Here is a 25,489-nt window from a genome sequence, read left to right on the forward strand (position 1 = left end):
TTTCTATATTTTGATTGAAGTAATTAATAATACTAACATTCAGTTAAGCAAATGGGCAATGACAGACTTGAACTGCCGACCTCCTCGGTGTAAACGAGATGCTCTACCAGCTGAGCTAATTGCCCCTTTAGATGTAATTCTATAGTTCAATATTATTATTGTAAACAAAAATAGCGATAAATTGTATCCGTTCAGCCAATGGCGTCAACTTAAGGGAAAATATCAGTGATTGTGTATAAAATTTCTCTCTAAATTTTTTATCATTAAATTATCCAAAGAGTGCAATAAACAGCACTTTTGTTTCTGTTTTATTGCAACAAAGAAGTCTAAAATGTGTCCTTAAGTTGACGCCATTGGCTGAACAGATACGATAAATTAGCTTTAGGTAAGCTATAAGCTCTTATGAAATCTTTGGGTGCGTGCTGTGAAGTTTTATAAATTTTAGTCTTGCTGTCACTTTGTATAAAGGTATTTTTTCACTCACATCTTTCGAAGTTGTAGCCATGTTTAACAACTTTAAGTAGAATATTGTAGCATTTTGAAAATCTGAAAGTTTATCTAGAATAACAGCTAAATTATAAGTATAAAAAATATTGTTTTCATCGAGGGAAATAGCAGTTATCATATACTCTTTACCTTTTACATAATCCTCCTTTTTCATATAGATCAGACCTAAATTTGCTAATAAAGGAGCATAATTTTTATGTATATCATACAATTTTAACATTTCACTCAACGCCAGATCAGGACCATATTGTGAGATTATCGTCAGAAAATTTTTTAATATGTAAGGGTTACTAGGGTGTTCTTTTAACAGTCTTGTGTAAATCTCTACAGCTTTTTTGTATTCTTTATTAGCGTAATAAATATTTCCCAATCCAATTAAAGCATTTTTATGATAAGGAAACTTTGCAATGATCTGATTAAGGAGAGAAATAGCTGTTTCATTATCTCCTGATTCAAAGGAATCTCTTGCTTTTTTTAAAGTAGAGTATATGTCAAAACTCTTGCCAGAATTCTGCGCAATTTTGATGTTAAATTTATCACTTTTTCTCTCAATAACATCAAGATCTTTATATTTTTTATCAGCTTTTATATGCTTGACAACACTATCAAAGGCCTTCTGTATCTCCAAATTTTCACTAGCATAGGTAACAGAAGACCTCCATAAAATCACAACGCAAATTAACATGCAGATAAACATAGGTCCTAGTGTTGTGGCATTGGCTGCAGCGTGTAACCAGTAAACCTTATTTCTTTGAGCTATATGCAACACATTACAAATTCATAAATGCTAAATTACCTATCTCATACAATAATAAAGATATTATTAATTAGCGGGACGAACATGCTGTGTAGCCTTTCAGAATGCATTTATCTTTTGTCTTCCATATTTCGCTTTATTTCCACAAAAATGCTTCGATTTATCTTAACATTTTGTCAACTACCTTTATAGGAATGACAATTTAAAAAGGCATTTTTACATATTCCATATGGCTGCCAGTTGCACCCCTCACATGCGTACTCGAATTTCTCTAAAGACATTTTCTCCCTAATCTTTTCTACCGCTTCACTCCAGGTCAAAGTCTCGCCAATTTTAATTCCTAAAATTTCCATATGCCTTCTATCTAGCTCTAAAACTTTAGCTTGTGTGGTGCATTTACCTTGTTTAGTCTGATTTGGACAAGCACTACAGATACTATCAAGGTTACCAACTACTTCGATTTGAGTACTAATTACTTTGCTTGCTATCTTTTTATAATTTTCTACAAAACCCTGAGAATACCCATATCCCCGAAACGCGAGGGTGCACATGAAATGATGAGGGCGGAATTTTATCATTTTTTCAAATATTGCAAAGCTGCTACAAGTAGAAAAATTTTTATCAAACCAGGAAGGATAAACGGCAAAACACCCACCATTATTGCTTGTCTCAGACCCAAGTAAACAGCAAGCCAACTAACACCACAAATAAAGATTATAACTGTACCAGCCAGACAACTTAAAGAATTACACACAAATGATTTATACTTAGAGTTCAGTAATTCATTTACTTTGCTCATTACCATAACGGCAGCTAAACAGCCAATTAAATATCCACCTGTTGGTCCGAGAAAAATGTGATAACCACCAGAAAAATTCGCAAGAACAGGCAATCCTGCTGCACCAAGTGATAGATATGTAAGCACAGAATAAAATGCTGTTCTGCGGTTAAATTTAAGCCCAATAAGCATTACTCCTAAAGTTTGCAATGTGATAGGCACAGGCTGCAATGGTATGCTTATTTGAGCCATCAAGAATAAAAGTAAAATGCAAGACAATATTTCAGCCAGTGTTGATCTGCTGCTAGATTGTGTTATAAACATACCTTCCCAATAAAAATAACTTATTAAATGTAATATATGTGTATGAGAGGTTTTGCAATTTAAATTTTGCTTATATTGTGCTACAATGAATTATTTATGCACTATTAAATTAAAAATGATGAGTAAACAAGATCTATTATCGTTGATGAAAGCAAGACACAGCGGACGTTCATACGATCCTACAAGAGCAATATCTCAGGAAGACATGGATATTTTAATGGAAGCTGTAAGGCTGACTCCCTCATGTTTTGGTGATGAACCCTGGAGATACGTAATATGCAACAAACAGAACAATCAAAGCGCATGGGAAAAGCTGCTAAATTGCCTTGATGAATCTAATCAAAAATGGGCAAAAGATGCACAAGTGTTAATCATATCTTTAAGTGCTAAAAACTTCCGTAAACAAGGTAAAGGAGAAAATCTTTGGGCTAATCATGATACTGGTGCAGCAAATTATGGACTTATGTTACAAGCTGCAGTTATGAACTTAATGGCCCATCAAATGGGTGGATTTGATAGAGATAAAATAGTGAAAGAGTTCAATATACCCAATGACTTTAACGTAATGTCAGTGATAGCGGTTGGTTACGAAGAAGAGGGTGCTGAAACAAGTAAGAAGAAAAGAAGACCAATAGAAGAAATATTTTTTTATGATGAGTGGCCAAAATTCTGAAAATTTTATCAAAATGCACGGCACTGGTAACAATTTCGTTATCATAGACTCACGTTCAACAAACAATTTAGACTGGAACCATAGGCAAATTGCTGATCAAAGCAGTTGTGATCAAGTGATAATTATAACAATGTCTAATGCTGCAGACTGTTTTATGCATATCTATAATGCTGATGGCAGTCGAGCTGAAATGTGCGGAAACGCAGCACGCTGTGTTGGATATTTGATAATGTCAGAAAAAGGTGCTGAATACTCCATTATTGAGCTAACAAGCAAACGCATTTTAGAGTGTTTTAAAGTGGGTGATAAATCCATAAAGGTTAACATGGGTAAACCTTTGCTAAAATGGCATGAAATTCCCTTGTCTACTGAGTGTGACACTCTTCACTTACCTATAGAGCTTGAAATGCTAAAAGATCCTGTTGCAGTAAATATTGGCAATCCTCACATAGTTTTTTTTGTTGATAACATAAGTGAAATACCATTGCGAAATTTAGGACCAAAGCTAGAAAATCACGCATTATTTCCTCGGAAAATTAATGTTAGTATTGCACAAGTTGAAAAGTCTGGAGAAATAGCTTTAAGAGTTTGGGAAAGAGGTACAGGCATTACTGCATCATGCGGTAGTGCAGCCTGTGCAGCACTTGTTGCATCCACACTACGTGGATATCTGGTTGCCCAACAGACTTCAGTAAATTTACCAGGAGGCAAGTTATTAATCGAATGGGCAAATAACGTATTCATGACCGGTGATATAGGGTTTTTGTGACCCTAATTCTAGTGATGCATTACTTCCAATACCTTCTTACCAATTACTGCAGGGGTTTCAGCAATTGCAATTCCAGCGCTCCGCATAACTTCTAGTTTTGCACCAGCACTTCCACCGCTGGAGGAGATGATTGCTCCAGCGTGTCCCATACGTCTTCCTGGAGGTGCCGTTTGGCCTGCTACAAAACCAACGATTGGCTTTTTAGTTTTTTCTGTTTTCACAAAATATGATACATCTTCTTCTTCGTTTCCACCTATTTCACCAATAACTACAATACCATGAGTATCGTCATCTTTTAAAAAGAGCTCCATACAGTCGACAAATGTCATACCATGAATTGGATCCCCCCCAATTCCGATACACGTGGATTGACCAAGACCAACAGCGGTTGTTTGTGCTACTGCCTCGTAAGTTAAAGTTCCGGAGCGAGACATAATTCCTATGTGTCCACGCTTATGGATATGGCCAGGCATAATTCCTATTTTGCATTCTTCAGGTGTAATAATTCCCGGACAGTTGGGACCAATCAATCGACTTTTTGAGCCGATAAGCGCACGCTTAACTTTCACCACATCAAGTATAGGAATGCCCTCTGTAATACAAATTATCAATTCTATTTTCGCATCTATTGCTTCAAGTATTGCAGCAGCGGCAAATTTAGCAGGTACATATATAACTGTAGCATTTGCACCGGTTTTTTCTTTGGCTTCTGCTACAGTATTAAAAACCGGTAAATTAAGGTGAGTGCTACCACCCTTTCCAGGAGTTACACCTCCCACCATTTTCGTTCCGTAATCAATTGCTTGCTCTGAATGAAATGTGCCTTGTGCACCAGTAAAACCCTGGCATATTAATCTTGTATCTTTATTTACTAAAACGGACATGCTTTATTTTACCTCTTTTACTATCTTTTGTGCAGCATCACCCAGTTCATCTGCAGCAATAATATTTAATCCTGACTCTTCTAAGATTTTTTTTCCTTCTTCAAAATTAGTACCTGATAATCTAACCACTAGAGGAACTTTAATGCTCATTTCTTTTGCAGCCGCAACAATTCCACTTGCGATAATATCGCAACGCATTATACCACCAAATATATTAACCAAAATTCCTCTTACGTTGCTATCAGACAATATGATTTTAAATGCTTCAGTTACAGCTTCTTTACTCGCTCCACCACCAACATCCAAAAAGTTAGCAGGCTCTGCTCCGTAGTATTTTATTATATCCATTGTTGCCATAGCAAGACCTGCACCATTTACCATGCAACCAATACTGCCATCCATTTTGATGTAACTGAGCCCATACTTTGAAGCCTCTATCTCTTCTTTCACTTCCTCATCATAATCACGAAGTTCCATAATTTCTGGGTGACGATATAAAGCATTATCATCGAAATTAATTTTCGCATCGAGCGCAATAAAATCTCCAGAATTTGTTTCAACCAGTGGATTAATTTCAATTTGGCTCGCATCAGTTGCAATAAACGCATCATATATTTTTTTCGCAATGTTCGATATCTTTTCTATTTGTTCTGGACTCAAATGAAAACTGCTGCTTAACTTGCTGCTATCAAAACTTGTAGCAGAATCAATATCAAATTTCACAATTTTTGCAGGAGAATTTTTTGCCACTTCTTCGATGTCCATTCCACCCTCTGAGGAAAATATGAATATTGGCCTACTGAGCTTCGGGTCGATTACCAGGCTTAAATAATACTCTTTCTTAATGCTTGAGCCTTCTTCAACGTACACTTTTCTTACTTGCTGCCCGCTTGGCCCTGTTTGATGAGTAACTAAAGTCATACCAATCATGTCCTTTACAAACTGTTGAGCTTCTTCAACCGACTTTGCTAGCTTTACGCCACCGGCTTTACCCCTACCACCTGCATGAATTTGAGCTTTAACTACAAACACGTCAGATTTTAATTGACTTACTTGAGCCTTTACTTCTTCCACAGATGTAGCAACAAAACCTTTTGGCACTGGGACATTAAATTTATGCAAAACTTCTTTCGCTTGATATTCGTGAATATTCATAAAATAACCAATGATAAACTATTAACCTGAGTACAAACTACCAACCATAACGCTGCCTTCTGCACTCTTGTTGGTACCTCTTTTTTTTAGCTTCAGCTTTCTTTTTAGCTCTTTTTTCTGATTTTTTTTCATGATATTGTTTTTTCATTTTCAACCCTCTTCCTTCCTTTTGAATTGTTTTTTTCAATACTGGAAGAGCTCTGTCTACATCACCATAATGGACTGATACTTCTATCAAACTCTATACCTCCTTCGGTAATCATTTCAAAATCTACTTATAAATTAGAAAATTAACATTGTCAATTATTTTATAAACTTGAGCGTTAAAATGTAATATGCCATAATTTACATGGTGAATAATGTCATTCCAGTGTCAGCTACTTGCTTACTGATGGAGATTGCTCTTGTGTTACAGCGTTCTTACAATTATACTAACATCGGGGCGGAGAGATTTGAACTCCCGACCCTTTGGTCCCAAACCAAATGCGCTACCAGGCTGCGCTACGCCCCGACTTCTTTACTCAGAGTATCAACAACTCAGGCAAAATGCAAGATTCATTTGTTTACTTTAGAAAAAATATAATATGAGATTTAATATTATCTTAGAATATGTTTTTTATTAGCTCCTCTTTAACAACAGACTGCTTCGTAGAAAATCTACAGGGTTTTTGTGCGCGCAACACTGAACCAGATTTCTTTATGACCCAAACCTTAGTCATATTTAAAAATCTAGCTACACCAATTGGTGAAAGTGAGTGCAGCAACTACAGCAGTATCGACCCTTAAAATTCTTTTTCCTAGACTCAATTTTTGACAAAACTTATCGGCAAGATCAAGTTCATAAGATGAAAAACCACCTTCAGGGCCAACAATAATAGCAACATTTTTTTTGCCTTTCAGCACTTTGTCAGCTTTACCTGTTTCATCACACAAAACAAAATTTTTACTCTGGGAATCAGGTAACTCACAAAAGTTAATAGGAGGCAAAATCTCTGGTATACTTATCCTACCTGATTGTTCCGCTGCTTCGATTGCTTGTAATTTTGCTCTACTTAGGTTAATATTTTTTACCACTGTACGTTCCGTTGAAATAAATTGAATGCAGATTACTCCCATTTCAGTTGCCTGTCTTACTATGTTGTTCAAAGCAGCACTTTTTACCATGGCACAATACAGGTATAAATTTTCCTCATATTGCTGTTGTTTAGTGCATTCTTTGGGTGTAACTTCTGTCAATTTACGCGATATATTAACTACTTCTCCTAACCATTCTCCATCTTTTCCATTAAAAAGAGAGAGATTATCATACTTCTTAAGCCGCATTACATTGCAAATATAGTGACTTTGTTGTGGATTAAGTGCTAAACTCACGCCTTGTGATAAAGCTTCTTCAACATAGAGCCTAATTTTTCCCATTCAAAACTTTAATTATATTCTACTTGAGTGACTCTTACGGGATTTGAACCCGTGTTACCACCGTGAAAGGGTGGTGTCCTAACCACTAGACGAAAGAGTCAACTTGAATCTAACTAGGTTATATCGATTACATATATAAAGTCAATTCAATTATTTTGAATCACATAGTTAGAGGGATATATCAGTAATCTTATATCGACAGCCTCCTATTACTCCATGCTCAATACTCACTGAACCTATCTCAGATTTAGGAGCTAATTCTAATTGTTGTTCAATTTTTGTATCGGAATCATAGCCAGAATCTCTACGCTCATATTTCTGCCTTATTTCTTCTACACTAAAGCCAGCCTTGGTCTTAATTTTTTGATCATTAGTCTGTTGCTGACTTATCGACTTATTAGCACTTAGCTCATTTAGCTTCACTTGCCAATCATTCACTTTATCTTGCACTAACCCATGGCAAGTTCCAGAATTAGCTTTTATGTCTTTTGCTTTTCTTTCTGCTCTTTTCTTGGACAAATCTACCCTAGCATAAATAGGTTCTGACGACTGTTCTGGCTCTTTCTGTTTTAGGCTAGTAGGCTTTTTGTTCTGAAAGATCATCTATAGTGCAATAAATAGGTTCTTCTGATATACTCAAATAACCACTATCTTCCAATGATAAATTTTCAGTGGATTTTTTATGTGAATCATATATTTCAGCATAAATAGATTCTTCTGATACACTCAAATAACCATTCTCCCCTAATGAGTTACTAACCTTAGCATCATACACCTCAGCGTAAATTGGCTCTTTTGAAGGCAAAGCATCATAATTAGTGCTCTTTGGCTTATACTCAAAAGTTCTAGGAGGTTTTTGAGGTGGTATTACATTGTTGTTCACCTCAGCGTACATAGTTATTGGCTCATATTCAGAGGTTCTAGGAGGTTTTTGTTGTATAGCTTCAACATTCAAATCATCTGTAGAATAATACTCTGCGCCTTTTCCTAGTAAAAAGGAAACTGTGGGGTGAAGAATTATCTCTGCTGGTAAGTTTTTCTCACTATCCAATTTTAGATTTTTTGATTCTGCTAAACTCTCAATAACACGAATTATAACATTCTTTCCATTCTCATCTATTGAGTGGATATCAGCTCCACGATTAATCAGCAATTCCATTATTTTGTGATCTGTAGCATGTCCTAAAGCCTGATTTAAAGCTTGATTATTATTTATATCAAATGATCCTGTATTCTTGACCATACGCGTCAAGTTAAGGAAATAAAGGTATGAAAGAGATAGAATAATAAGGTATAAGTTCTCCCAGATATACTTTTAGTGAGAGAACCAATGAATAAAATAACTTGCTTATCAAAAAAGCTCAAAGAATTTTTTAATGAAAAAGCAGAGAAAATCTCAATTACAACAAGGTTTATAAAAAGAAAGAGAAAGCTAAAAGGTTCATCATTCGTAAAAGCCATGGTCTTGGGTAATATAGGAGTTGATAATTGTAGCGTAGAAACAATGTTTCAATTACTAAACGAGGACTCGATAGATATAACAAAACAAGTTTAGATTTACTGAAGAAGCAGTGGAATTTATGAAAAGGATGTATAATGAATCTGTGATTCTCTTTAAAAATATCTTGCAAGTTGGTTGCAAAATCTTACAGCAATTTAATAGTGTTAAATTATTGGACAGTAGCTATACCTAACAGTATGGAAGAGATGTATAAAGGTTATGGTACTAGCTACAGTGGCTATGAAAGCAATACTAAGTCTGGAATAAAGTTACAATTAGTTTTCGACTACATGAATCAGATAATAGACCAACTTAATTTAACGGAGGGGGTAAGATCAGACCAGGGATATAGGAAACATTTAAGTAATATATTAAGCAATGATTTGCTAATATCTGATCTCGGTTATTTTGTGCCAAGTTCTTTTAAACAAATCAATGAAATAGGAGCTTATTTCATAAGTCGTTGATACCAACATATATGATGTAGAAACAAATCAAAAAATGGAGTTATTAGAATGTTTAGAGGATAAGTTATTTTTAGAAAACGAGGTATTGTTAGGAAAAGAAGCAAAAATTAGAGTAAGAATTATATGTCAGAAACTAACTGAATATGGCCAGAAGAAGGAAAGCTAATAGATTAGCAAGATCGCAGGGATATACATCCTCTAAAAGAAATCAAAAATTGTTGAACTGGTCAATATTTATAACTAATGTTCCAGAAAATAAAATTAGTGCTGAGCAAGTATTAACGATTTACAGAGTAAGGTGGCAAATTGAGTTATTATTTAAATTGTATAAAAGCCATACCAGGCTTGATAAGCTAAAAGGAAAGCCATGCAGAGTATTATGTGAACTATATGCTAAATTGTGCGCAATTCTTATATTTCACGGCATAGTTGGTTGCACAGAAGTGAAAAAGAATACAGAACTTAGCTTAACAAAGGCATTTATTGAGCTAAAAAGGCGGGTTAGAGAGTTATTTTTAGTATTAACCAAAATTAATAGTTTAAAAGCATTTCTTAAAAAACTCACTATAACTTGGTCGCGATTTTCATTAAAAGACAAACGTAGAAGGGCTAGAGTATCCACTTTAACCTCTCTAAATTTGCTCACAATCTCTTAACTTGACGCGTATGGTCTACGCATCAGTGCGAATCGGGCAACCGGTTGGTGCCAAGCGATGCGGACAATGAACCTCCTCTTGAAAAAGAAGATGCTCAATCGTGAGAGGAGCATAAACTACAAGCATCATGTGGTTGGAGAGCTAGGCTAGTGGTATGGTGAACGTAAGTGAAACTTCAAAGTATCGTAATTATGAAGGAGCTAAAGATGCTGATAAGCTCTAACCAAAAAGGTAATGTGACATTTCTCATTTCTAGATGTACGCAAATCACCGGTATAGAGAAGTCACCTAACCCACTGTTGTATGACAGAAGGAACAGGGTAAGCCTGTATTTTCGCCTACATGGCAAGCAAACCGCAAGGAATGCTGACGGAAGTGCAGGTAAAGGAGAATGGAGAAAGCGAATGCCATTTTGTAACGAAATGGATAGAATTTGTAACATTAATTCGCGTGAAAACGAGCAGACTTCCGTTTGGTCCCTCGTGACAAGAAACTTTGTTAACCACTTAAGGTAGGAAAGCAGATGATTACAAGTAAACCTGTAAGTGCATCTACCGAAAGCTTTGAAGCATGGAAGCAGTTGCCATGGAAGAAATGCCAGAAAGTTATTGTGAGGCTACAAAGACGTATTGTTAAGGCTGTCCAAGAAGGAAGATGGGGTAAGGTAAAAACTTTACAACATCTTCTCACACGCTCTTTTAGCGGAAAAGCTTTGGCTGTTAAGAGAGTAACTGAAAACCAAGGAAAAAACACAGCGGGTGTAGATCGTCAACTATGGTCAACTTGCAATGCTAAATTTCAAGGAATAAAGCAGTTAAAGCAAAGAGGATATAAACCTTCTCCGCTAAAACGGATTTATATCAGTAAATCTAATGGCAAAAGAAGACCTCTTGGAATACCATCGATAAAAGATAGAGCCATGCAAGCATTATATCTGTTTGCTCTGGAACCGATAGCTGAAACAATCAGTGATCGTCACTCCTATGGCTTTAGGCCTAAAAGATCCTGTGCAGATGCTACAGTAGCTTGTCATTTGTTACTGGCAAGTCGTAATCAACTACAATGGATACTTGAAGGTGATATCAAAGGATGCTTTGACAACATTAATCATGAATGGCTTATGAAGCATATTCCTATGGAGAAGAAAATTCTGCATAGTTGGTTAAAAGCTGGCTTCCTAGAATCGAAACTCTGTATCCCACAACTGCAGGTACCCCGCAAGGTGGTATAATTTCTCCAATACTAGCCAATTTAGCCTTAAACGGACTTGAAAAGTTATTGGAAAGTCGATTTGGTAAACTCGGCAGTAGAAGAAGAAACAAAATCAGAAGTGGAGTGAACGTAATCAGATACGCAGACGACTTTATTATTTCAGGTTTCACACATGAAGTACTGGAAAATGAAGTTAAGCCTTTAGTATCATCTTTTCTTCATGAGCGAGGTTTAATTCTTTCAGAAGAAAAGACAAAGATTACATCTATCACAACAGGGTTTGACTTTCTTGGTTGTAATGTACGTAGATATAATAAGAAGTTAATTATTAAACCTTCGAAAGAAAGTATTAAAAGACTTCTTAATAAAGCACGTACATTGATAAAAGCAAATATAGCGAACACTCAGGCTATAGTAATTAAGTCACTCAACTCTCTACTGAGAGGATGGGGAAATTACTATCACCATGTGTGTGCTAAAAAAGCGTTTAGAAAGGTCGACAATGAAATTTGGCATAGTTTATGGAAATGGGCAAAGAAAAGACATCCTCGTAAAGGATTACGTTGGATAAAGAATCGTTACTTCAAAGTAATGGGTCAACGCCGATGGGTCTTTGCTGCACCCATATGCAAGAACAAACCAAAAGAGATACGGTATTTAAGACTGCTTAAGCTGATTGATATACCTATCAGACGACATGTTAAAATCAGAGCGGATGCAAATCCCCTTGACTTAAAATGGAAAAAGTATTTTGATGAGAGAGTGAAACGAACAAGAATGTTAGCAAGCTCTTTCTCAAGAGAAGGTTCTCTACTGTTGGTGTCACCATTAAGAATGATGTTTCCTGAGGAATCATGAAGGACAAGCCGGTTCTAGAAAAGAAGAACTTAGATAAGGGGCTCAAGCGTAGTGTGGGGAAACCTGCACGCTGCGTTTCTAAGGGAGGGGGTAGTAGTAATACTGCTCCCTTACCTGACCAGTTTACTAAGACTAAAGGCTTCGAAAAACGTGCTCAATATTATGCTGCCAAAGCCTACTCAAGTCAAGCTGATCAAGGTGATGATTATCATAACCTCAAAGAAATTATCTTTATTGCTGTTGCTGATTGTATTATTTTTCCAGATAAGGCTGAGTACAAATCTAATCATGTCATCTTAGATCAAAATAGCTTTGAACATGACTTAAAGGATTTTTACTTTGTATTCATAGAACTACCTAAATTTACAAAGACAAAAGAAGACCAATTGGAGAGTATAGTTGAAAAATGGTGTTACTTTTTTCGATATGCAGCAGAAACAAACGAAGAAGACCTAGATAAAATAGTTGGTAGTGACGTAATAATAAAACGAGCTTATGAAGAGATGAATAAGTTTAATTGGTCAGAAGAAGAGTTACTAGCATATGAACAAATGAAAAAACGCATAATGGATGAGATTGCTGCTTTAGCTCAAAAATTTGATGAGGGTCTTAGGATTGGAGAACAAAGAGGCATCCAAATTGGCCGTGAAAAAGGTAAAATTGAAGGTAAAATTGAAGTTGCAAAAAACTCACTTAAGGCCGATGTCTCTATTGATGTTATCGCTGAAATAACCGACCTTTCTTTAGATGAGATCGAAAAGTTAAGAGACTAACTTAGCTTTATCCTTAGTCAAATGACCTTGAATAGAAGTATTACTTAAATAACTTTTAGGCTCTAAAGGGAATGTTCAAAAAAGCATACGCGTCAAGTTAAGAAGAAGTGAGGTAAAGAAAAGAAAAAGAAGATATAAGTTCTCTTAAATTTAACAAAGAAAACGGAGAACTTATACAATGAAAAGAATAATTTGCATCTCAAAAAGCTCAAAGAATTTTTTAATGAAAAAGCAGATAAAATCTCAGCTACAACAGGGTTCATAAAAAGAAAGAGGAAGCTAAAAGGCTCGTCGTTCATAAAAGCCATCGTTTTGGGTAATATAGGGGTTGATAATTGTAGTATAGAGACAATGTGTCAATTATTGAATGAAGACTCGATAAATATAACAAAACAAGTTTAGATTTACCAAGGAAGCAGTGGAATTCATGAAAAGAATGTATTTTAACGTTACTTAAAAATACCTTACAAGTTGATTGCAGAATCTTGAAGCACTTTGGAGGTGTTAAATTATTAGACAGCAGCTATACCTAACAGTATGGAAGACATATATAAAGGTTATGGTACCAGCTACAGTGGTTATGAAAGCAGTACTAAGTCTGGAATAAAGTTACAATTAGTTTCTGACTACCTAAACCAGACATTAGACCAGCTTAATATAACTGAAGGAATAAGGTCAGATCAGGGTTATAGAAGCCATTTAAGCAATATATCGAGCAACGATTTACTAATATCTAATTTGGGTTATTTCGTGCCAAGTTCTTTTGAGCAGAGCAGGAGCTTATTTTATCAGTCGTTGATACAAATATATATGATATAGAGACAAGTCAAAAAATAGATTTACTAGAACATTTGGGAGATCGATCTTTTCTAGAACAGGAGGTATTGTTAGGAAAAGAGACAAGGGTTAAAGTGAGAATTATATTTAAAAAACTAACTGAATATGGCTAGAAGAAGAAAGGCTAATAGGTTAGCAAGATCACATGGATACACATCTTCTCAAAAGAACCAAAAGTTACTAAATTGGTCGATATTTATAACTAATGTTCCAAAAAGTAAGATTAATGCTGAGCAAATACTAGTAGTTTACCGAATAAGATGGCAAATTGAATTATTGTTCAAATTATATAAGAGTAATATAAGGCTTGATAAGCTGAGAGGAAAGCCATACAGAGTATTATGTGAGCTATATGCCAAATTGTGTGCAATTCTTATATTTCATGGGATAGTGGGTTGCACAGAACTGAAAAAAAATACGGAGCTTAGCTTAACAAAGGCATTTATTGTCCCAAATTTGGGAGAAAAACCCTGGACTTGAAGTCCATCCTTTCAAGAATATAATTTTAAGGTAAAAAATTTGAAAGAATGTGGAATATTATAGAAAAAGCAGTCACTCTGTATATGAATGTACATACCACATAGTGTGGATAACAAAATATCGATATCCAGTATTAGTTGGAGATATTGGGCAGAAAACTAAAGAAGTTGTACAAGAAGTATGTGCAAATAATCAGGTAGAAATTATCAGAGGTAGAGTTGCGTCAAGTCATGTACATGTATACGTTTCTGTACCCTCATACTTAAGTATTAGTAAGTTAGTGCAGTTAATAAAAGGAAAAAGTTCCAGAAAAATCCAGCAAAACTTTCCAGAGTTGAGAAAAAGATACTGGGGAAAACACTTATGGGCAGTAGGCTACTTTGTCAGGACTAGCGGAAACGTAACTGATGAAATGATAAAAAATTATATTGAAAATCACTCTAAAAAAGAAGATAAATTTGGTGACTTTCAAGTCGAAAGTTAGCATTCTATGCTCTCTCTCAATCTTTGGATTTTAATCCATAGTGGTTGAATTAAGTTTTCAAACTGATAAATGATGTTGATCTTTATTTACCTTGAAATTCCATTTTTACTATAGACTTGCTGCAAAAGTGTAAAAGATGGTAAAGTATGAAAAAGAGAAATAAAAAGTGAGGGAAAATGAGTCTGAATTACCATAAAGCAAGTAAACACCCGAGAAATTTTCGAGATGTAACGGGATTGAAAATAGAAGAATTCGAAAAAATCTTGGAAAAATTCGTCCAGAGTCATCTGCAAGTGCTTTCTGCAAAGAAATTCGAATCACTACGTGCTTACTCACGTTCTCATAGAGAAGGTTATTTTGAGGGTAGGTTCTCAGAACAAATGGGTAACGTTAGGAACTTACATCAATTTGCAGATGAATTGATGAATGCTGAGCCTAATTTTGGTAATGATGGTAATGTGAATGGTGAGTACAGGGCTAGGTATGGAGTTTTATTTAATGAGATTTCTCGTCTGTTGTCTCCGTTATTAAATGGAAACCGTCTACTCGTGAATAATGAAGCTAAATTTCAGGCTTTGTTGCGTGGGATATTTCAAAGTTGCGATAATCCTGCCAAGGTAATTATTGAGTTCCAGCTACAGAGAGGAAGGAAAATAGACCTAGTATTATCGCAATCTGCAGAAAATGGCGACACTCACCCAATTGGAGTAGAATTAAAGTATGCTAGGACTGCAGAACAAGTTGAACGAAAAAGAGTGGAGGCAGATAGACAGTTAGGTGAATATGAATCTTGCGGAGGATGCAAGCGTATTACTGGGGGAGATGCGATGGTTTTGTTATACGCTATATTAAATGCTGTAGGGCAAAGACAGAATCTGATATCAATTGGTGGTCTTCGTGAAACACGTGAATTTTCTAGATAATTTTGTAACTAATAAAAGCACTAGAGATAAGGTTGTTTATGGATAGAATGTATATATCAAGCTCTAGGGTGCGTTTGGGTAAGATTGGAAAAAAAGCAAATTCTTCGAGCAAAAAAATTAGATTTGTGTTTTCTTAAGTTCAAATTAACTTCATAAAGTTTGTATAATTTATTGTCAGAGTTTTTTTTATTCTCTTTTTACTGTAGGTTCACTCTATTTTGTCTTTTGCCTTTTTAAGCAGATTAATTATTAACTCATTAGTGTAGATTACTAAAAATCTAAATAATATAGTTATTTTTAGTGCTCGAAATCAAGGAGCGTGAGAAGTGTTTTTCTTGGGATGCGTTGGTCTACCGCTAGATCCGCGTGAACTTTTCTCTATAGTAATTTGCTACGTCGCAAAACCAGCTATAATAGCCTATTTTCACCATATTTACATACGAAATAATTTGCCTAGCTTTGTTACAAAAATTTCACACCTTTATTTTTACAACCCTGTTTTTATGTAAAATGTTCTCACAAAGGTAGGTACTTTTTACGATTTTTGGAAAAGTAAATGATTAAATTTTTTATGGTGCTAGAGAAATCCATGTTTTCTACATGAATGTAAATATTTTTCACACTCTGGAACCATACAGCTAAAGCATTGAAATTCTTAAATTTTAGCGGGATTAGTGAATGGTGGCAAAATTTCTTTTGATCAAATTTAGGTATTCGCTGATCGTTCTTGTTGTAAATGCTAAGCTACTGATACTCCTCGTTTTTTCTCTTTAATACGTTACAGCTAGCTACGCAACAAAGCTATCCTAGAACTGTACGTCTCCCTAAAAGCACTGTAGTACTCAAATAACTTTGCATATTGGAGTAACAATGTTATATAATATACCGTGCAGGTATTAAATGAAGCAGTGTGATGAAAGACATTTGGGATAAGGTTGTAGCTCTTGCAATAATTGGTGGTATGATGGGAGGTATTGCCAGTATTGTGCTAATTTTAATAAAATTAATGGGGATGATTATTAGTTTTGTACTAAGCTTAGCAAGCCTAAAGGTAGTTTTGGCTTATCTTGCGCTAGGCTTAATTAGAGCTATTGTCATTGATAGGCAAACCAGCTCATCACCTTCGATCAAAAAGATAATTGTTCCGCTTATTACTGTTTGTAGAACAATTTTAACATTGTATATTGCTGGATTTGTGTTGAGCTTTATTAGTTCGTCACCTTTGATTATGGGAGGAATGATTGGTTTTATGTATCCAGCACTGTCTACAATCTTGTTCTCATCTGCAGTCTCATCGTATAATTCTAATGAGAAAGACGAAGCCTTCGATAGAATCTTTCAAAATAGTAAAACATTTTTCATAAAATTAGGTATTATGACAGTAATCGGTACAGCAGTTGGAATTGGTCTTGGTGCTGCTGTTAGTGCTATTTTCCCTAATGTCATGCTTGGAAAGTGGTCGATAGCTTTAGCAAGCACAGCAATAGGAGCAATAGTATTCCCAGTAGAAATTTTTACTGCTGAACTTATTACCCTGTCTGCGATTAAAAAATTAGAAACCTTCACTGCATTTGTGGTAAATAAAGTAACCGAACGTTTTTCTTCAAAAGAAAGCGAACCAAGTGAGCAATTAAGTGGAGTAGAAGCTCTTAAAGCTTTAGGAGACTTGCCTTACGTCATCTAGTTTTTCTGCTGCATTTTTAGCTCCGTAGTTATTGAAGTGACAGTAGGGCCTTGCACACGGAATTATAGTTGCGAAAACGTAAATATTGTGTACAATATAAGAAAGTTTCGATTTGTAGGTAGTATGACTGGGGTAGTGGTGATGACAAATCTTGAAGAAAATGTAAAAGTAAAAACTGTGGATCAGAAAATAATGAAAGATACAACACAAATAAAACACTCTGTTGAATTTCTAAATGGTGCGAGTAGTAATAGCACTATTAAAGGGATTTTAGAGGAGATTGAAGAAAAAATAAAGGGATCTCAGCCTCTGGATGTGTTCAATATCGACGTTAATAGAGTAAAGGCTGAAGTTAAGATAGAATCTGGTGAAAAAGATGGTGTATACAACATTAAATTTGCAGACGTACAAATTAAACCAGTTCAAGACGATAATGCTCAAGATCAGAAACAAGATGAAGAATTAGCAGCTCTACTTAAAAAAGAAGTGAGGTTTTTTGTATGCAAGAAAAATGTGGATGGTGAAGAAAAATATAAACTTGGAGTAAAGTTTGGTAAAGGTGGAGAAGAATTTACCATAGGTGGAGATAATGAAAAGTTACCATATCCATCACAAGTAAGTGCACTAGAAGATGGTTTTGATAAGAATTTAGCATTAATTGCAACAGCAACAGGATCTGGTAAAACCATAACAAAACTCATGTTTGCTCTTGTAGCAAAATTACGTGGAATGGATGTTGTTTCGGTTAATCCCTGTGCTGACTTGGTGGAGCAAGAATATGAAGAGCAAAAAGGAGCCGTATCAAAACTAGGTGACATTAACTGTGATAATTCTTACAAAAAAGAATGCAAATACAATGTGGTAAGTCTAGAGACTTTCTTTAATAGCTCAAATGAAATATTGGGTTTTAGTAAATTTTCCAAGCTGCTGAAAGATGAAAAGGCGGAAGATAAGGAATTTAAGGTAGATTTAAAAAACAAAAAAATAACAATTGGTGGAAATATCACGATCTATAAAGATTACTATACGATTGATGGCAAGGAATACAGAGAAAGTATTTTTAGTGACCGCAATTTACTTTTAATGCTTGATGAAGTGCAGGACATGGTAGACAAGGGAGAAGCATATTATAAAATAACCCAGCTTTTGCTATTGCTTGCACATTGGAAAGAAATAAACCTGGTAATGACAACGGCAACTCCTCCTATTTGGATGAGGGATTACATAAAAGAGGAAGAAAAAAAATGGAAGAGCGCATATTGAAAGTCAATCGTTGCAGCAAAAAATTAAGTCATGTATTGGCGCGAGGATTGATGTTAAAGTTAGTAATAATGTAAAAGATAGTGATTTTGTTAGCAAGTATGTAGAATACCATAATAATGAATTATTGGAAAGACGTGAAAATGATCAATATTATTACAACCCCAAGAAGGACAGTTCTAATATAGAGGAAGAGATAAGGAAGTGCACCATATGGAATATGCAGAGTGTACGCAATAGAATGACTCTTGCTTGCATGGATTCTGATCAAGCTCGGGAGCAGTTGAAGGAGTGTTTGTGGAAAGAGAAAGAAAGTTCAAAAATAGGGGAATTTCTTTACAAGAGTAAGTTAGGTGATTCAACCAGTACAGTAAAGGAAAAACTTTTAGGTCAATTTGGTAAAGAGAATGAAGAAGCAATTGATAGAGTTCTCAGAGGCATTGACTGTAAGGGTAGCATTGTTGATAGTGGTACATTTGCTGTAGGGCATGGGATTATTAACAATGTCATATCGTGCATAACACAGGATAAACTAGATAAAGATAAATTCGAAGGTAGGCTGAGTGAGCTCGATAATCAACGGTTCTCAAATATGGAATTATTTAGAGAAAAAGTTAAAAAGGCTATCGCAAAACTTAATGATCAGGAAGCTCATAAAAAGATAGAGGAGTATGTTAAAGGTCTAAATATTGACAATTATTCATATGAATGCGGTATAATATCAGCAATGGAGACTGTATGGAAGGTATTAAAAAACGGCGATGAGAAAAGGTTAAATGAGTTGCTAGATAATCATAATCTCAGCAAAGAAATTCACAAAATGATGCCACCTGACTTGGGTTCCATATTTGTGTCCAGGCTCAGTAACGTTGGTGTTGGTAAGGGTATTCTAGATATTCTTGAGAAAAATAGAAGTGCTTTTTTTAGATACCTCAAAGAGCACTATGAAGTAGATGGAATGTTGGCGAAAATAGAAGGGGAGTGTGACACACTGTATCAAGAGTATAAGAAAGCAAAGGATGAGGCAAATGAATATGATAGAAAAGAACTGGAGCCAGCTAAGAGTAAGTTTAGAGAAGCAAGGAGAAGACATATCACATTTAAAGAAAGAATAGACAAATTAAAAAAGGGGATAGAAAAAGCGAAAGGTGCGGATCAAGAAACAGTCAAGGAGATGAGGAAACAATTACAAGAAGCTGAAGGAAAACTAGAAGGTTTACAGAGCGAGGAAGCGAAAGCAAGAGGGGATAAGGATGGCTGTCAATTTGTGTATGATGGTAAAGAATGCAAGGCAAAAGAAAAGGAGAGAGGGCTAATTAGTAAGTTCAGGGAAATTATAATAGAGTTTCAAAGTGAAGAAAAGTATCCGTTAAGGAGCTTACGAAAAATTTGTGAAAAGTTATCTGTCTGCGAGGCTAAGGGTAAAGATGCATGCGCTGGCGATAAATTATCAAGGGTAGGCCTTATTGGGTATTATTTCAATTGGGAAAGGAAATCGGGTTATAACAATCAAGTACTGCATAACGTTCTTATGAGAGAGACGGTGGAGGATAATACAGAAAACAAGAAGCAGTGCATAGGTAGGGGAGGTAGGAAGAATGGGCCTATTATATCGTTATCTTATGTTGATTCTGCAAAGATCAAGAGTTGCGATAAAGTAAAGGGTCAGCTAATAGATGGTGATCCCTTTGACTCTCTTGAGGAAGTGAAGCATAAGATTGATACGAAGAAGTACGCTGAAAGGATAGTTAAAGGGATCGAGAAAGTTGTTGATTCTAAGTATCCCAAAGAAGAAATTAAGTTTATTAATGAGGAAGTATACGATGCACTGATTAAAGGTGCTTTTGAGTGTATTTTAGGTGTGCGTAAAGAAATTTATGACCGCAGTGGGTACAGTGTTGAAGCAAATAAATGCTTTTATCAGGTTTTAAAGTCTGCAACTTCTGCTTTGAAAAAACAACTTGATCAAAGAGGAATAGTAGTAGGTGATTGTGAAATTGAGCTTAGAATTAAAATTCTTGAAAACAAAATAGGTGATCTGTTGGAAAAACATGAGAACTCTTCACGTAACATCCAGCGCAAACAAGAAGAAAAAGATAAGGTTAGTAACAAACTGAAGATAGAAGGTAATTTTTTAAAGGTTATTATTATCAAATTTTGTACTTTGGTATTACGTTTGTGGTATTGGAGATTTACCCTTGACAAGTCACAAGTGGAAGAAGTTTTAAAGAAAGAAGATAAGCTTACTTTCAAAGAAAGAGTTGGCCTTATCAGGGAAGAAAATAAGATTCAAAAGGAAGAAGCAGCTTTACAGAAGGTACATGATAAACAGGAGAGCGAAATGGAAGATTTGAAGAAAGAAAAGATAGATCTTCAAAAGCAGTATAATAAAATACATCAATTAATAGGAATAAAGGCAATCAAAGGTAATGTGGAACACAGGGAAATAACAAAAGGATACAAAGAGAGAACAAAAACAGAACAACTTAAATACATTGAATCAGAGTTAAAAGAAGTGCAAAGTCGTTTGGGTAAAAACAAGAAGGATGTGGATATGTTTAATGAGCTCAATAGTAATACAACCTCAGAAAATGGTAATGATATGGATGTAGCAATCTTAGAATGCCGTATAGTATCTCTCAGGGTGAAGTTAGAAAACATTGTTCGTGAACATGAAGGATTAGCTAAAATTAAAAATACCTTAGTCAATCTGAGAAAGAGTATTATAGGGGATTTTTCAGCAGATGATCAGAATTTACTGAAAGACAGAATGAAGCAGATAACAGAAAGTTTGCACAATTGTAAGTTAATAGATGGTGCTGATAAAGATAAGATAAAGGATAAAATTGATGATCTGTACGCTACGGGCAAAAGTAAAGAACAAAATAATAAGTTAGCTCAGGACATATTTGAACAGCTATTGAGTTATGCGAATGCAAGTTGGATCGGTAAAAATTCAGTAGGTCAGAAAGGTACAAAAGGAGGTAAAACTAAATTTGAGAGGTTATACAACACAATAAATCATAAAATTGAGAATCTCAGCATTGCCCATAAAGGGCTGCAGTACGATCTTGGTGACGTTCAAAGTTTACTCAAGTATTTTGATAACTTTGCAAACGGGAAGACAAGGTTTGAAAAGATAAAAGAGGAACAAGAAAGGTTACAGAAAGAAGCATGGCAGTTAGAAGCTGAGAAAAAAATGCTAAAAACTAATGATAAAAAACAAATGGACATTTGCAGAAGGTTGAAAGTATTTGAAAGTATTAATAAGAATTATGATGTAGGAAGGATTGTGTGGCTAGGTATGGTACTTGATAAATTCTTCCCAAAGCTAAATGAAAAGGATCTTGATCTCAAGATGGGGTATATCTGCTCCCCTCTTTTCTTAGAACTCTTTGCTAATATCGTGGCACCACTTGCTAATGATGGAAATCTCAAAATAGCACTCGATATGTTTGATGATAGTGGCAATAGTTCAAAAGATGGTGCAGACAAAATCTGTAAATTTTATCAAAGTTTATTAAATAAGGATGAGAGTTTTATAAGAGACAACATTGATAATGTGTTAGCGAATACAGTTCGATTGTGTTTATTAATTGTATCTACAAAGTTATGTCATCACGCTAACGCTTTTAGCAAGGATCTTGAGCTTATAAGCTCTTTAACATTTGGTATAGTTGATCCAATAGAGCTATTCGTTAACGATAACGCTTCTTATACTACTAACAATGAGCAAAAAAATATATTGCAAGGTATTGCGGGACGACTTTTCTCAAGAAACTCAACTACAGGAGAATCATTCAACCTTCTAAAGAGATGTAACTTTATTGGCACTGGAATTCGTGGTGATCAATTCAATACTGGAGCAGTTGTGTTTTCAACGCTTAATGTAATAATGGGAGTGCTAGCTGCCGTAAAAGGTGACGGAGCTTGTGATAGAGATGATCAAAATAGTATGTCAAACAAAGTACTTGGGTTTCTTGGTGATAGTAGTATTAGAAGAGCGGAAGGAGAAATTGCAAGATTAGGTAAAGGTGTACATAAAGAGGTTGCAGAAAAATATATTTATGAATATTTGGAGATATTGAGAGCAGGATTAAGTGGTCGTAATTACTGTATATCTCAGCAGCCTGATGATTTACCGAAAACTTCGCTTAACACTTGCCACGTTCAAAAATTGTCGGAAGATTATAAGAAAGCATCACAAAGCCAACTTCCTGCAAGTTCTATAGCTTCTCCAGATATTGAACGTTTAGACAGAGTTTCAACATGGGTTAAGTTAGGTGGGTAGGGCAAGAACTTAAAAGATCAAGGTTCTCAATAACCTACCTAAAATCACTATGATTAAGAGTTGCAATGGCTATTGTAGATCTTGTGAAAAGCGAGGAAATCGTACATTGCTGAAGTGCGAAATTACAGAATAAGGGCATGTTGGTGGATTAATCTGCTTGACGGGCAGTTTTTTTTATTATATTCTACCCTTAGAACCTGTCTTGAAAGGAACTAAGCAGCTAATTTAGCAAGCATAATGGTAATCATATTAAAGGAGATATTAGTTTTTGAAGTAAGAGGAGAATGCTCATAATCCTTACTCATACGTCTAAAATTGGAAAGCCAAGCAAAAGTTCTTTCAACAATCCACCGTTTAGGAATAACTTGAAATCCTACAGCATCAGCTGCTTTTTTAGTAATCATATCATGTTTTCAATAAACAGTAATTTTGCAATTTACCAATATATCCCTGATCAGCGAGAAACCTTTGTAGCGTTGGAGCTTTTCGTTTAGCTTGAGTAAAAGGATTTAGAGCACCATCACGATCTTGAATGCCTCCACTATGAACATCAGCTGTAATAATCAGGCCTATTGTATCCACAATGATATGACGTTTTCTACCCTTTATTTTCTTGCCAGCATCATATCCTCTGGATCCCCTTTTTGAGTGGTTTTCACTGATTGACTATCAATTATTCCTACCGAAGGTATTTCATTTTTGCCAACCATTTTTCTTACCTTTTTTACTAACATATCATGTATTTCTTCCAATTTGCCACTATTACGCCACCTGAGAAAATAATCATACACCGTTTTCCACGGCGGAAAATCTTTTGGCAGCATTCTCCACTGGCAACCACCTTTCATTATGTATCTTATTGCATTAATAATTGTTCTAATATTGTGCTTTCTTAGCAGTCCTACTGCACCTTGTGCAACACTTGGCTCCAAAATTTCCCATTCTTTGTCACTTATATCACTTGGATACACCTTACCCTCCTATTTTTTACTTATCTCATCATATTCTCTTTCTCATTTCTTTTTAAGACAGGCTCTCAGCTAAACAGGATAGTAAATATGTATATAGATTACGCAGAGTTTCAAGCTACCAGGGGTAAAGTAATGTATATGAAGGATTGGAAAGAGAAACTTGATGCATTTTTAAGATTTAATGAGCAAGATATATTACAGAATTATGGCAAAACCTCTCATGAAGTAGCAATTGCCCTAGCTACAAAAGAATATGAGGTGTTTAGAAAAACACAGGATAAGTCATACAAGTCAGACTTTGATAAATTGGTAGAAGAAAAGAAAAGTCTTGATCAAAAAAGTGTAAAAACTTAGGGCTGAATCTTGTAAAGGTAAAGAAATCATAAAAAAATCTATTTGTTCTTTAGGTTTCAGAAATTTTCTTTGCAACTACAGTTTTTTAATAAATAAAAGTTTGGGGTAAAAGGCACTATTTTTTAAAGCCAGAGTATAAACGTTAAAAGGTACAGCTCTAGTTTTGCCCATCAACATGGAGACATAAAACCCAAAATTTAAATCTTCGTCTCCTCTTTGCGTTAACAGTTTTTTTGAAAAAATTTCTTTCTTCTACGGTGATTTAAGAATAGCTTTTATTTGAGCTTTAAGGTCTGTTATAAGCCTGACTATACAGATATCCTAAAAATTACCACCTAGCTTAAAAATGTGTTTTTACCTTCTCTGAAAAAATTTAAAGCATTAGACTAAAATTTCTAGTTTAACTACGAAAACTCAAAGTTATACAGTAAAAAGAGAATAAAAAAAACTCTGACAATAAATTATACAAACTTTATGAAGTTAATTTGAACTTAAGAAAACACAAATCTAATTTTTTTGCTCGAAGAATTTGCTTTTTTTCCAATCTTACCCAAACGCACCCTAGAGCTTGATATATACATTCTATCCATAAACAACCTTATCTCTAGTGCTTTTATTAGTTACAAAATTATCTAGAAAATTCACGTGTTTCACGAAGACCACCAATTGATATCAGATTCTGTCTTTGCCCTACAGCATTTAATATAGCGTATAACAAAACCATCGCATCTCCCCCAGTAATACGCTTGCATCCTCCGCAAGATTCATATTCACCTAACTGTCTATCTGCCTCCACTCTTTTTCGTTCAACTTGTTCTGCAGTCCTAGCATACTTTAATTCTACTCCAATTGGGTGAGTGTCGCCATTTTCTGCAGATTGCGATAATACTAGGTCTATTTTCCTTCCTCTCTGTAGCTGGAACTCAATAATTACCTTGGCAGGATTATCGCAACTTTGAAATATCCCACGCAACAAAGCCTGAAATTTAGCTTCATTATTCACGAGTAGACGGTTTCCATTTAATAACGGAGACAACAGACGAGAAATCTCATTAAATAAAACTCCATACCTAGCCCTGTACTCACCATTCACATTACCATCATTACCAAAATTAGGCTCAGCATTCATCAATTCATCTGCAAATTGATGTAAGTTCCTAACGTTACCCATTTGTTCTGAGAACCTACCCTCAAAATAACCTTCTCTATGAGAACGTGAGTAAGCACGTAGTGATTCGAATTTCTTTGCAGAAAGCACTTGCAGATGACTCTGGACGAATTTTTCCAAGATTTTTTCGAATTCTTCTATTTTCAATCCCGTTACATCTCGAAAATTTCTCGGGTGTTTACTTGCTTTATGGTAATTCAGACTCATTTTCCCTCACTTTTTATTTCTCTTTTTCATACTTTACCATCTTTTACACTTTTGCAGCAAGTCTATAGTAAAAATGGAATTTCAAGGTAAATAAAGATCA

Annotated in this window: 25 protein-coding genes, 3 tRNA genes and 2 pseudogenes; 14 read left to right on the plus strand and 16 right to left on the minus strand. The window is 35.1% G+C overall.

The window, feature by feature from the left end; genetic code table 11:
• Positions 1-52: 52 nt before the first annotated feature.
• The 4 genes from ACEL90_RS01790 to ACEL90_RS01805 all read right to left on the minus strand — a co-directional run bounded on the left by ACEL90_RS01790 (position 53) and on the right by ACEL90_RS01805 (position 2,366).
• Positions 53-125 (minus strand) — tRNA-Val (locus ACEL90_RS01790).
• Positions 126-400: 275 nt separating this feature from the next.
• Positions 401-1,276: a tetratricopeptide repeat protein gene (locus ACEL90_RS01795; protein WP_423349128.1), complete on the minus strand. Its 876-nt coding sequence runs from the start codon at positions 1,274-1,276 to the stop codon at positions 401-403.
• A gap of 164 nt (positions 1,277-1,440) precedes the next feature.
• Positions 1,441-1,842, minus strand: a complete 402-nt coding sequence (locus tag ACEL90_RS01800; protein WP_423349129.1) for a DUF1284 domain-containing protein — start codon at positions 1,840-1,842, stop codon at positions 1,441-1,443.
• On the minus strand, positions 1,839-2,366 hold the full coding sequence (locus ACEL90_RS01805) for a biotin transporter BioY (RefSeq protein WP_338481770.1): 528 nt from the start codon (positions 2,364-2,366) through the stop codon (positions 1,839-1,841). Before ACEL90_RS01805 ends, ACEL90_RS01800 begins: the two co-directional genes overlap by 4 nt.
• 85 nt (positions 2,367-2,451) lie before the next feature.
• Here ACEL90_RS01805 and ACEL90_RS01810 point away from each other — a divergent pair, with 85 nt between their 5' ends.
• Positions 2,452-3,039, plus strand: coding sequence for a nitroreductase family protein (locus ACEL90_RS01810; RefSeq protein ID WP_006279823.1), 588 nt, complete (start codon positions 2,452-2,454; stop codon positions 3,037-3,039).
• Positions 3,020-3,808 (plus strand): diaminopimelate epimerase, encoded by a 789-nt coding sequence (gene dapF / locus ACEL90_RS01815; RefSeq protein ID WP_006279822.1) that lies wholly within the window; start codon positions 3,020-3,022, stop codon positions 3,806-3,808. The genes ACEL90_RS01810 and dapF overlap by 20 nt, the downstream gene beginning before the upstream one ends.
• An 8-nt stretch (positions 3,809-3,816) precedes the next feature.
• Here the strand turns inward: dapF and sucD are convergent, their stop codons facing one another.
• The 8 genes from sucD to ACEL90_RS01855 form a co-directional block, all read right to left on the minus strand.
• Positions 3,817-4,692: a succinate--CoA ligase subunit alpha gene (sucD, locus tag ACEL90_RS01820; RefSeq protein ID WP_423349130.1), complete on the minus strand. Its 876-nt coding sequence runs from the start codon at positions 4,690-4,692 to the stop codon at positions 3,817-3,819.
• A 3-nt stretch (positions 4,693-4,695) separates the two neighbouring features.
• Entirely contained in the window at positions 4,696-5,847 is a 1,152-nt protein-coding gene (gene sucC / locus ACEL90_RS01825) for an ADP-forming succinate--CoA ligase subunit beta (RefSeq protein WP_423349131.1), read from the minus strand.
• Positions 5,848-5,884: 37 nt separating this feature from the next.
• Positions 5,885-6,085 carry a 30S ribosomal protein S21 gene (gene rpsU, locus ACEL90_RS01830; protein WP_006279819.1) on the minus strand — a complete coding sequence of 67 codons (201 nt, stop codon included), beginning with the start codon at positions 6,083-6,085 and terminating at the stop codon, positions 5,885-5,887.
• A gap of 199 nt (positions 6,086-6,284) precedes the next feature.
• Positions 6,285-6,358: transfer RNA gene (locus ACEL90_RS01835), tRNA-Pro, on the minus strand.
• 218 nt (positions 6,359-6,576) lie between these two features.
• Positions 6,577-7,263 (minus strand): 16S rRNA (uracil(1498)-N(3))-methyltransferase, encoded by a 687-nt coding sequence (locus ACEL90_RS01840; protein ID WP_006279818.1) that lies wholly within the window; start codon positions 7,261-7,263, stop codon positions 6,577-6,579.
• 28 nt (positions 7,264-7,291) lie between these two features.
• Positions 7,292-7,363, minus strand: a tRNA-Glu gene (locus tag ACEL90_RS01845).
• A 68-nt stretch (positions 7,364-7,431) separates the two neighbouring features.
• Positions 7,432-7,782, minus strand: coding sequence for a hypothetical protein (locus ACEL90_RS01850; protein ID WP_423349132.1), 351 nt, complete (start codon positions 7,780-7,782; stop codon positions 7,432-7,434).
• A gap of 55 nt (positions 7,783-7,837) precedes the next feature.
• Positions 7,838-8,506 (minus strand): hypothetical protein, encoded by a 669-nt coding sequence (locus ACEL90_RS01855; RefSeq protein ID WP_423349133.1) that lies wholly within the window; start codon positions 8,504-8,506, stop codon positions 7,838-7,840.
• A gap of 87 nt (positions 8,507-8,593) precedes the next feature.
• Between ACEL90_RS01855 and ACEL90_RS01860 the strand changes: the two are divergent.
• The 11 genes and pseudogenes from ACEL90_RS01860 to ACEL90_RS01910 all read left to right on the plus strand — a co-directional run bounded on the left by ACEL90_RS01860 (position 8,594) and on the right by ACEL90_RS01910 (position 22,689).
• Positions 8,594-9,887 (plus strand): annotated as a pseudogene (locus tag ACEL90_RS01860) (IS4 family transposase).
• Between the two features lie 191 nt (positions 9,888-10,078).
• Positions 10,079-10,402 (plus strand): hypothetical protein, encoded by a 324-nt coding sequence (locus ACEL90_RS01865; protein WP_423348614.1) that lies wholly within the window; start codon positions 10,079-10,081, stop codon positions 10,400-10,402.
• An 8-nt stretch (positions 10,403-10,410) separates the two neighbouring features.
• The gene (locus ACEL90_RS01870) at positions 10,411-11,118 is read left to right on the plus strand and encodes a reverse transcriptase N-terminal domain-containing protein (protein ID WP_423348613.1); all 708 of its coding nucleotides are present in this window, start codon (positions 10,411-10,413) and stop codon (positions 11,116-11,118) included.
• A complete protein-coding gene (locus tag ACEL90_RS01875; protein WP_423348612.1) occupies positions 11,046-11,957 on the plus strand; it encodes a group II intron maturase-specific domain-containing protein in 912 nt (303 codons plus the stop codon). The genes ACEL90_RS01870 and ACEL90_RS01875 overlap by 73 nt, the downstream gene beginning before the upstream one ends.
• The gene (locus ACEL90_RS01880) at positions 11,954-12,730 is read left to right on the plus strand and encodes an Rpn family recombination-promoting nuclease/putative transposase (protein WP_423349134.1); all 777 of its coding nucleotides are present in this window, start codon (positions 11,954-11,956) and stop codon (positions 12,728-12,730) included. Before ACEL90_RS01875 ends, ACEL90_RS01880 begins: the two co-directional genes overlap by 4 nt.
• Before the next feature lie 178 nt (positions 12,731-12,908).
• Positions 12,909-14,014: pseudogene (locus ACEL90_RS01885) on the plus strand (IS4 family transposase); the annotation flags it as partial.
• A gap of 82 nt (positions 14,015-14,096) precedes the next feature.
• Positions 14,097-14,531, plus strand: coding sequence for an IS200/IS605 family transposase (gene tnpA / locus ACEL90_RS01890; RefSeq protein WP_423349135.1), 435 nt, complete (start codon positions 14,097-14,099; stop codon positions 14,529-14,531).
• A 176-nt stretch (positions 14,532-14,707) separates the two neighbouring features.
• Complete coding sequence (locus ACEL90_RS01895) at positions 14,708-15,454, plus strand: hypothetical protein (protein WP_423349136.1); 747 nt, start codon at positions 14,708-14,710, stop codon at positions 15,452-15,454.
• A gap of 913 nt (positions 15,455-16,367) precedes the next feature.
• On the plus strand, positions 16,368-17,138 hold the full coding sequence (locus ACEL90_RS01900) for a hypothetical protein (protein WP_423349137.1): 771 nt from the start codon (positions 16,368-16,370) through the stop codon (positions 17,136-17,138).
• 123 nt (positions 17,139-17,261) lie between these two features.
• Positions 17,262-18,401, plus strand: a complete 1,140-nt coding sequence (locus ACEL90_RS01905) for a DEAD/DEAH box helicase (RefSeq protein ID WP_423349138.1) — start codon at positions 17,262-17,264, stop codon at positions 18,399-18,401.
• A 10-nt stretch (positions 18,402-18,411) separates the two neighbouring features.
• Positions 18,412-22,689: a hypothetical protein gene (locus ACEL90_RS01910; protein ID WP_423349139.1), complete on the plus strand. Its 4,278-nt coding sequence runs from the start codon at positions 18,412-18,414 to the stop codon at positions 22,687-22,689.
• A 212-nt stretch (positions 22,690-22,901) separates the two neighbouring features.
• On the opposite strand, the gene ACEL90_RS01915 is transcribed toward ACEL90_RS01910, so the two are convergent.
• From ACEL90_RS01915 to ACEL90_RS06060, 3 genes are read right to left on the minus strand one after another with little or no spacing between them, the layout of a single operon-like run.
• Entirely contained in the window at positions 22,902-23,093 is a 192-nt protein-coding gene (locus tag ACEL90_RS01915; RefSeq protein ID WP_423349140.1) for a transposase, read from the minus strand.
• Position 23,094: 1 nt separating this feature from the next.
• Positions 23,095-23,352, minus strand: a complete 258-nt coding sequence (locus ACEL90_RS01920; RefSeq protein ID WP_425330528.1) for a transposase — start codon at positions 23,350-23,352, stop codon at positions 23,095-23,097.
• Positions 23,295-23,660: a transposase gene (locus tag ACEL90_RS06060; RefSeq protein WP_425330527.1), complete on the minus strand. Its 366-nt coding sequence runs from the start codon at positions 23,658-23,660 to the stop codon at positions 23,295-23,297. The genes ACEL90_RS01920 and ACEL90_RS06060 overlap by 58 nt, the downstream gene beginning before the upstream one ends.
• An 87-nt stretch (positions 23,661-23,747) precedes the next feature.
• On the opposite strand from ACEL90_RS06060, the gene rhuM reads away from it, so the two are divergent.
• Positions 23,748-24,014, plus strand: coding sequence for a RhuM family protein (rhuM, locus tag ACEL90_RS01930; RefSeq protein WP_423349141.1), 267 nt, complete (start codon positions 23,748-23,750; stop codon positions 24,012-24,014).
• 628 nt (positions 24,015-24,642) lie between these two features.
• Here the strand turns inward: rhuM and ACEL90_RS01935 are convergent.
• On the minus strand, positions 24,643-25,389 hold the full coding sequence (locus ACEL90_RS01935; protein WP_423349136.1) for a hypothetical protein: 747 nt from the start codon (positions 25,387-25,389) through the stop codon (positions 24,643-24,645).
• Between the last annotated feature and the right edge of the window lie 100 nt (positions 25,390-25,489).

Origin of the sequence: Wolbachia sp. wLmal (assembly GCF_049435495.1) — a bacterium.
Lineage (GTDB): Bacteria > Pseudomonadota > Alphaproteobacteria > Rickettsiales > Anaplasmataceae > Wolbachia > Wolbachia pipientis.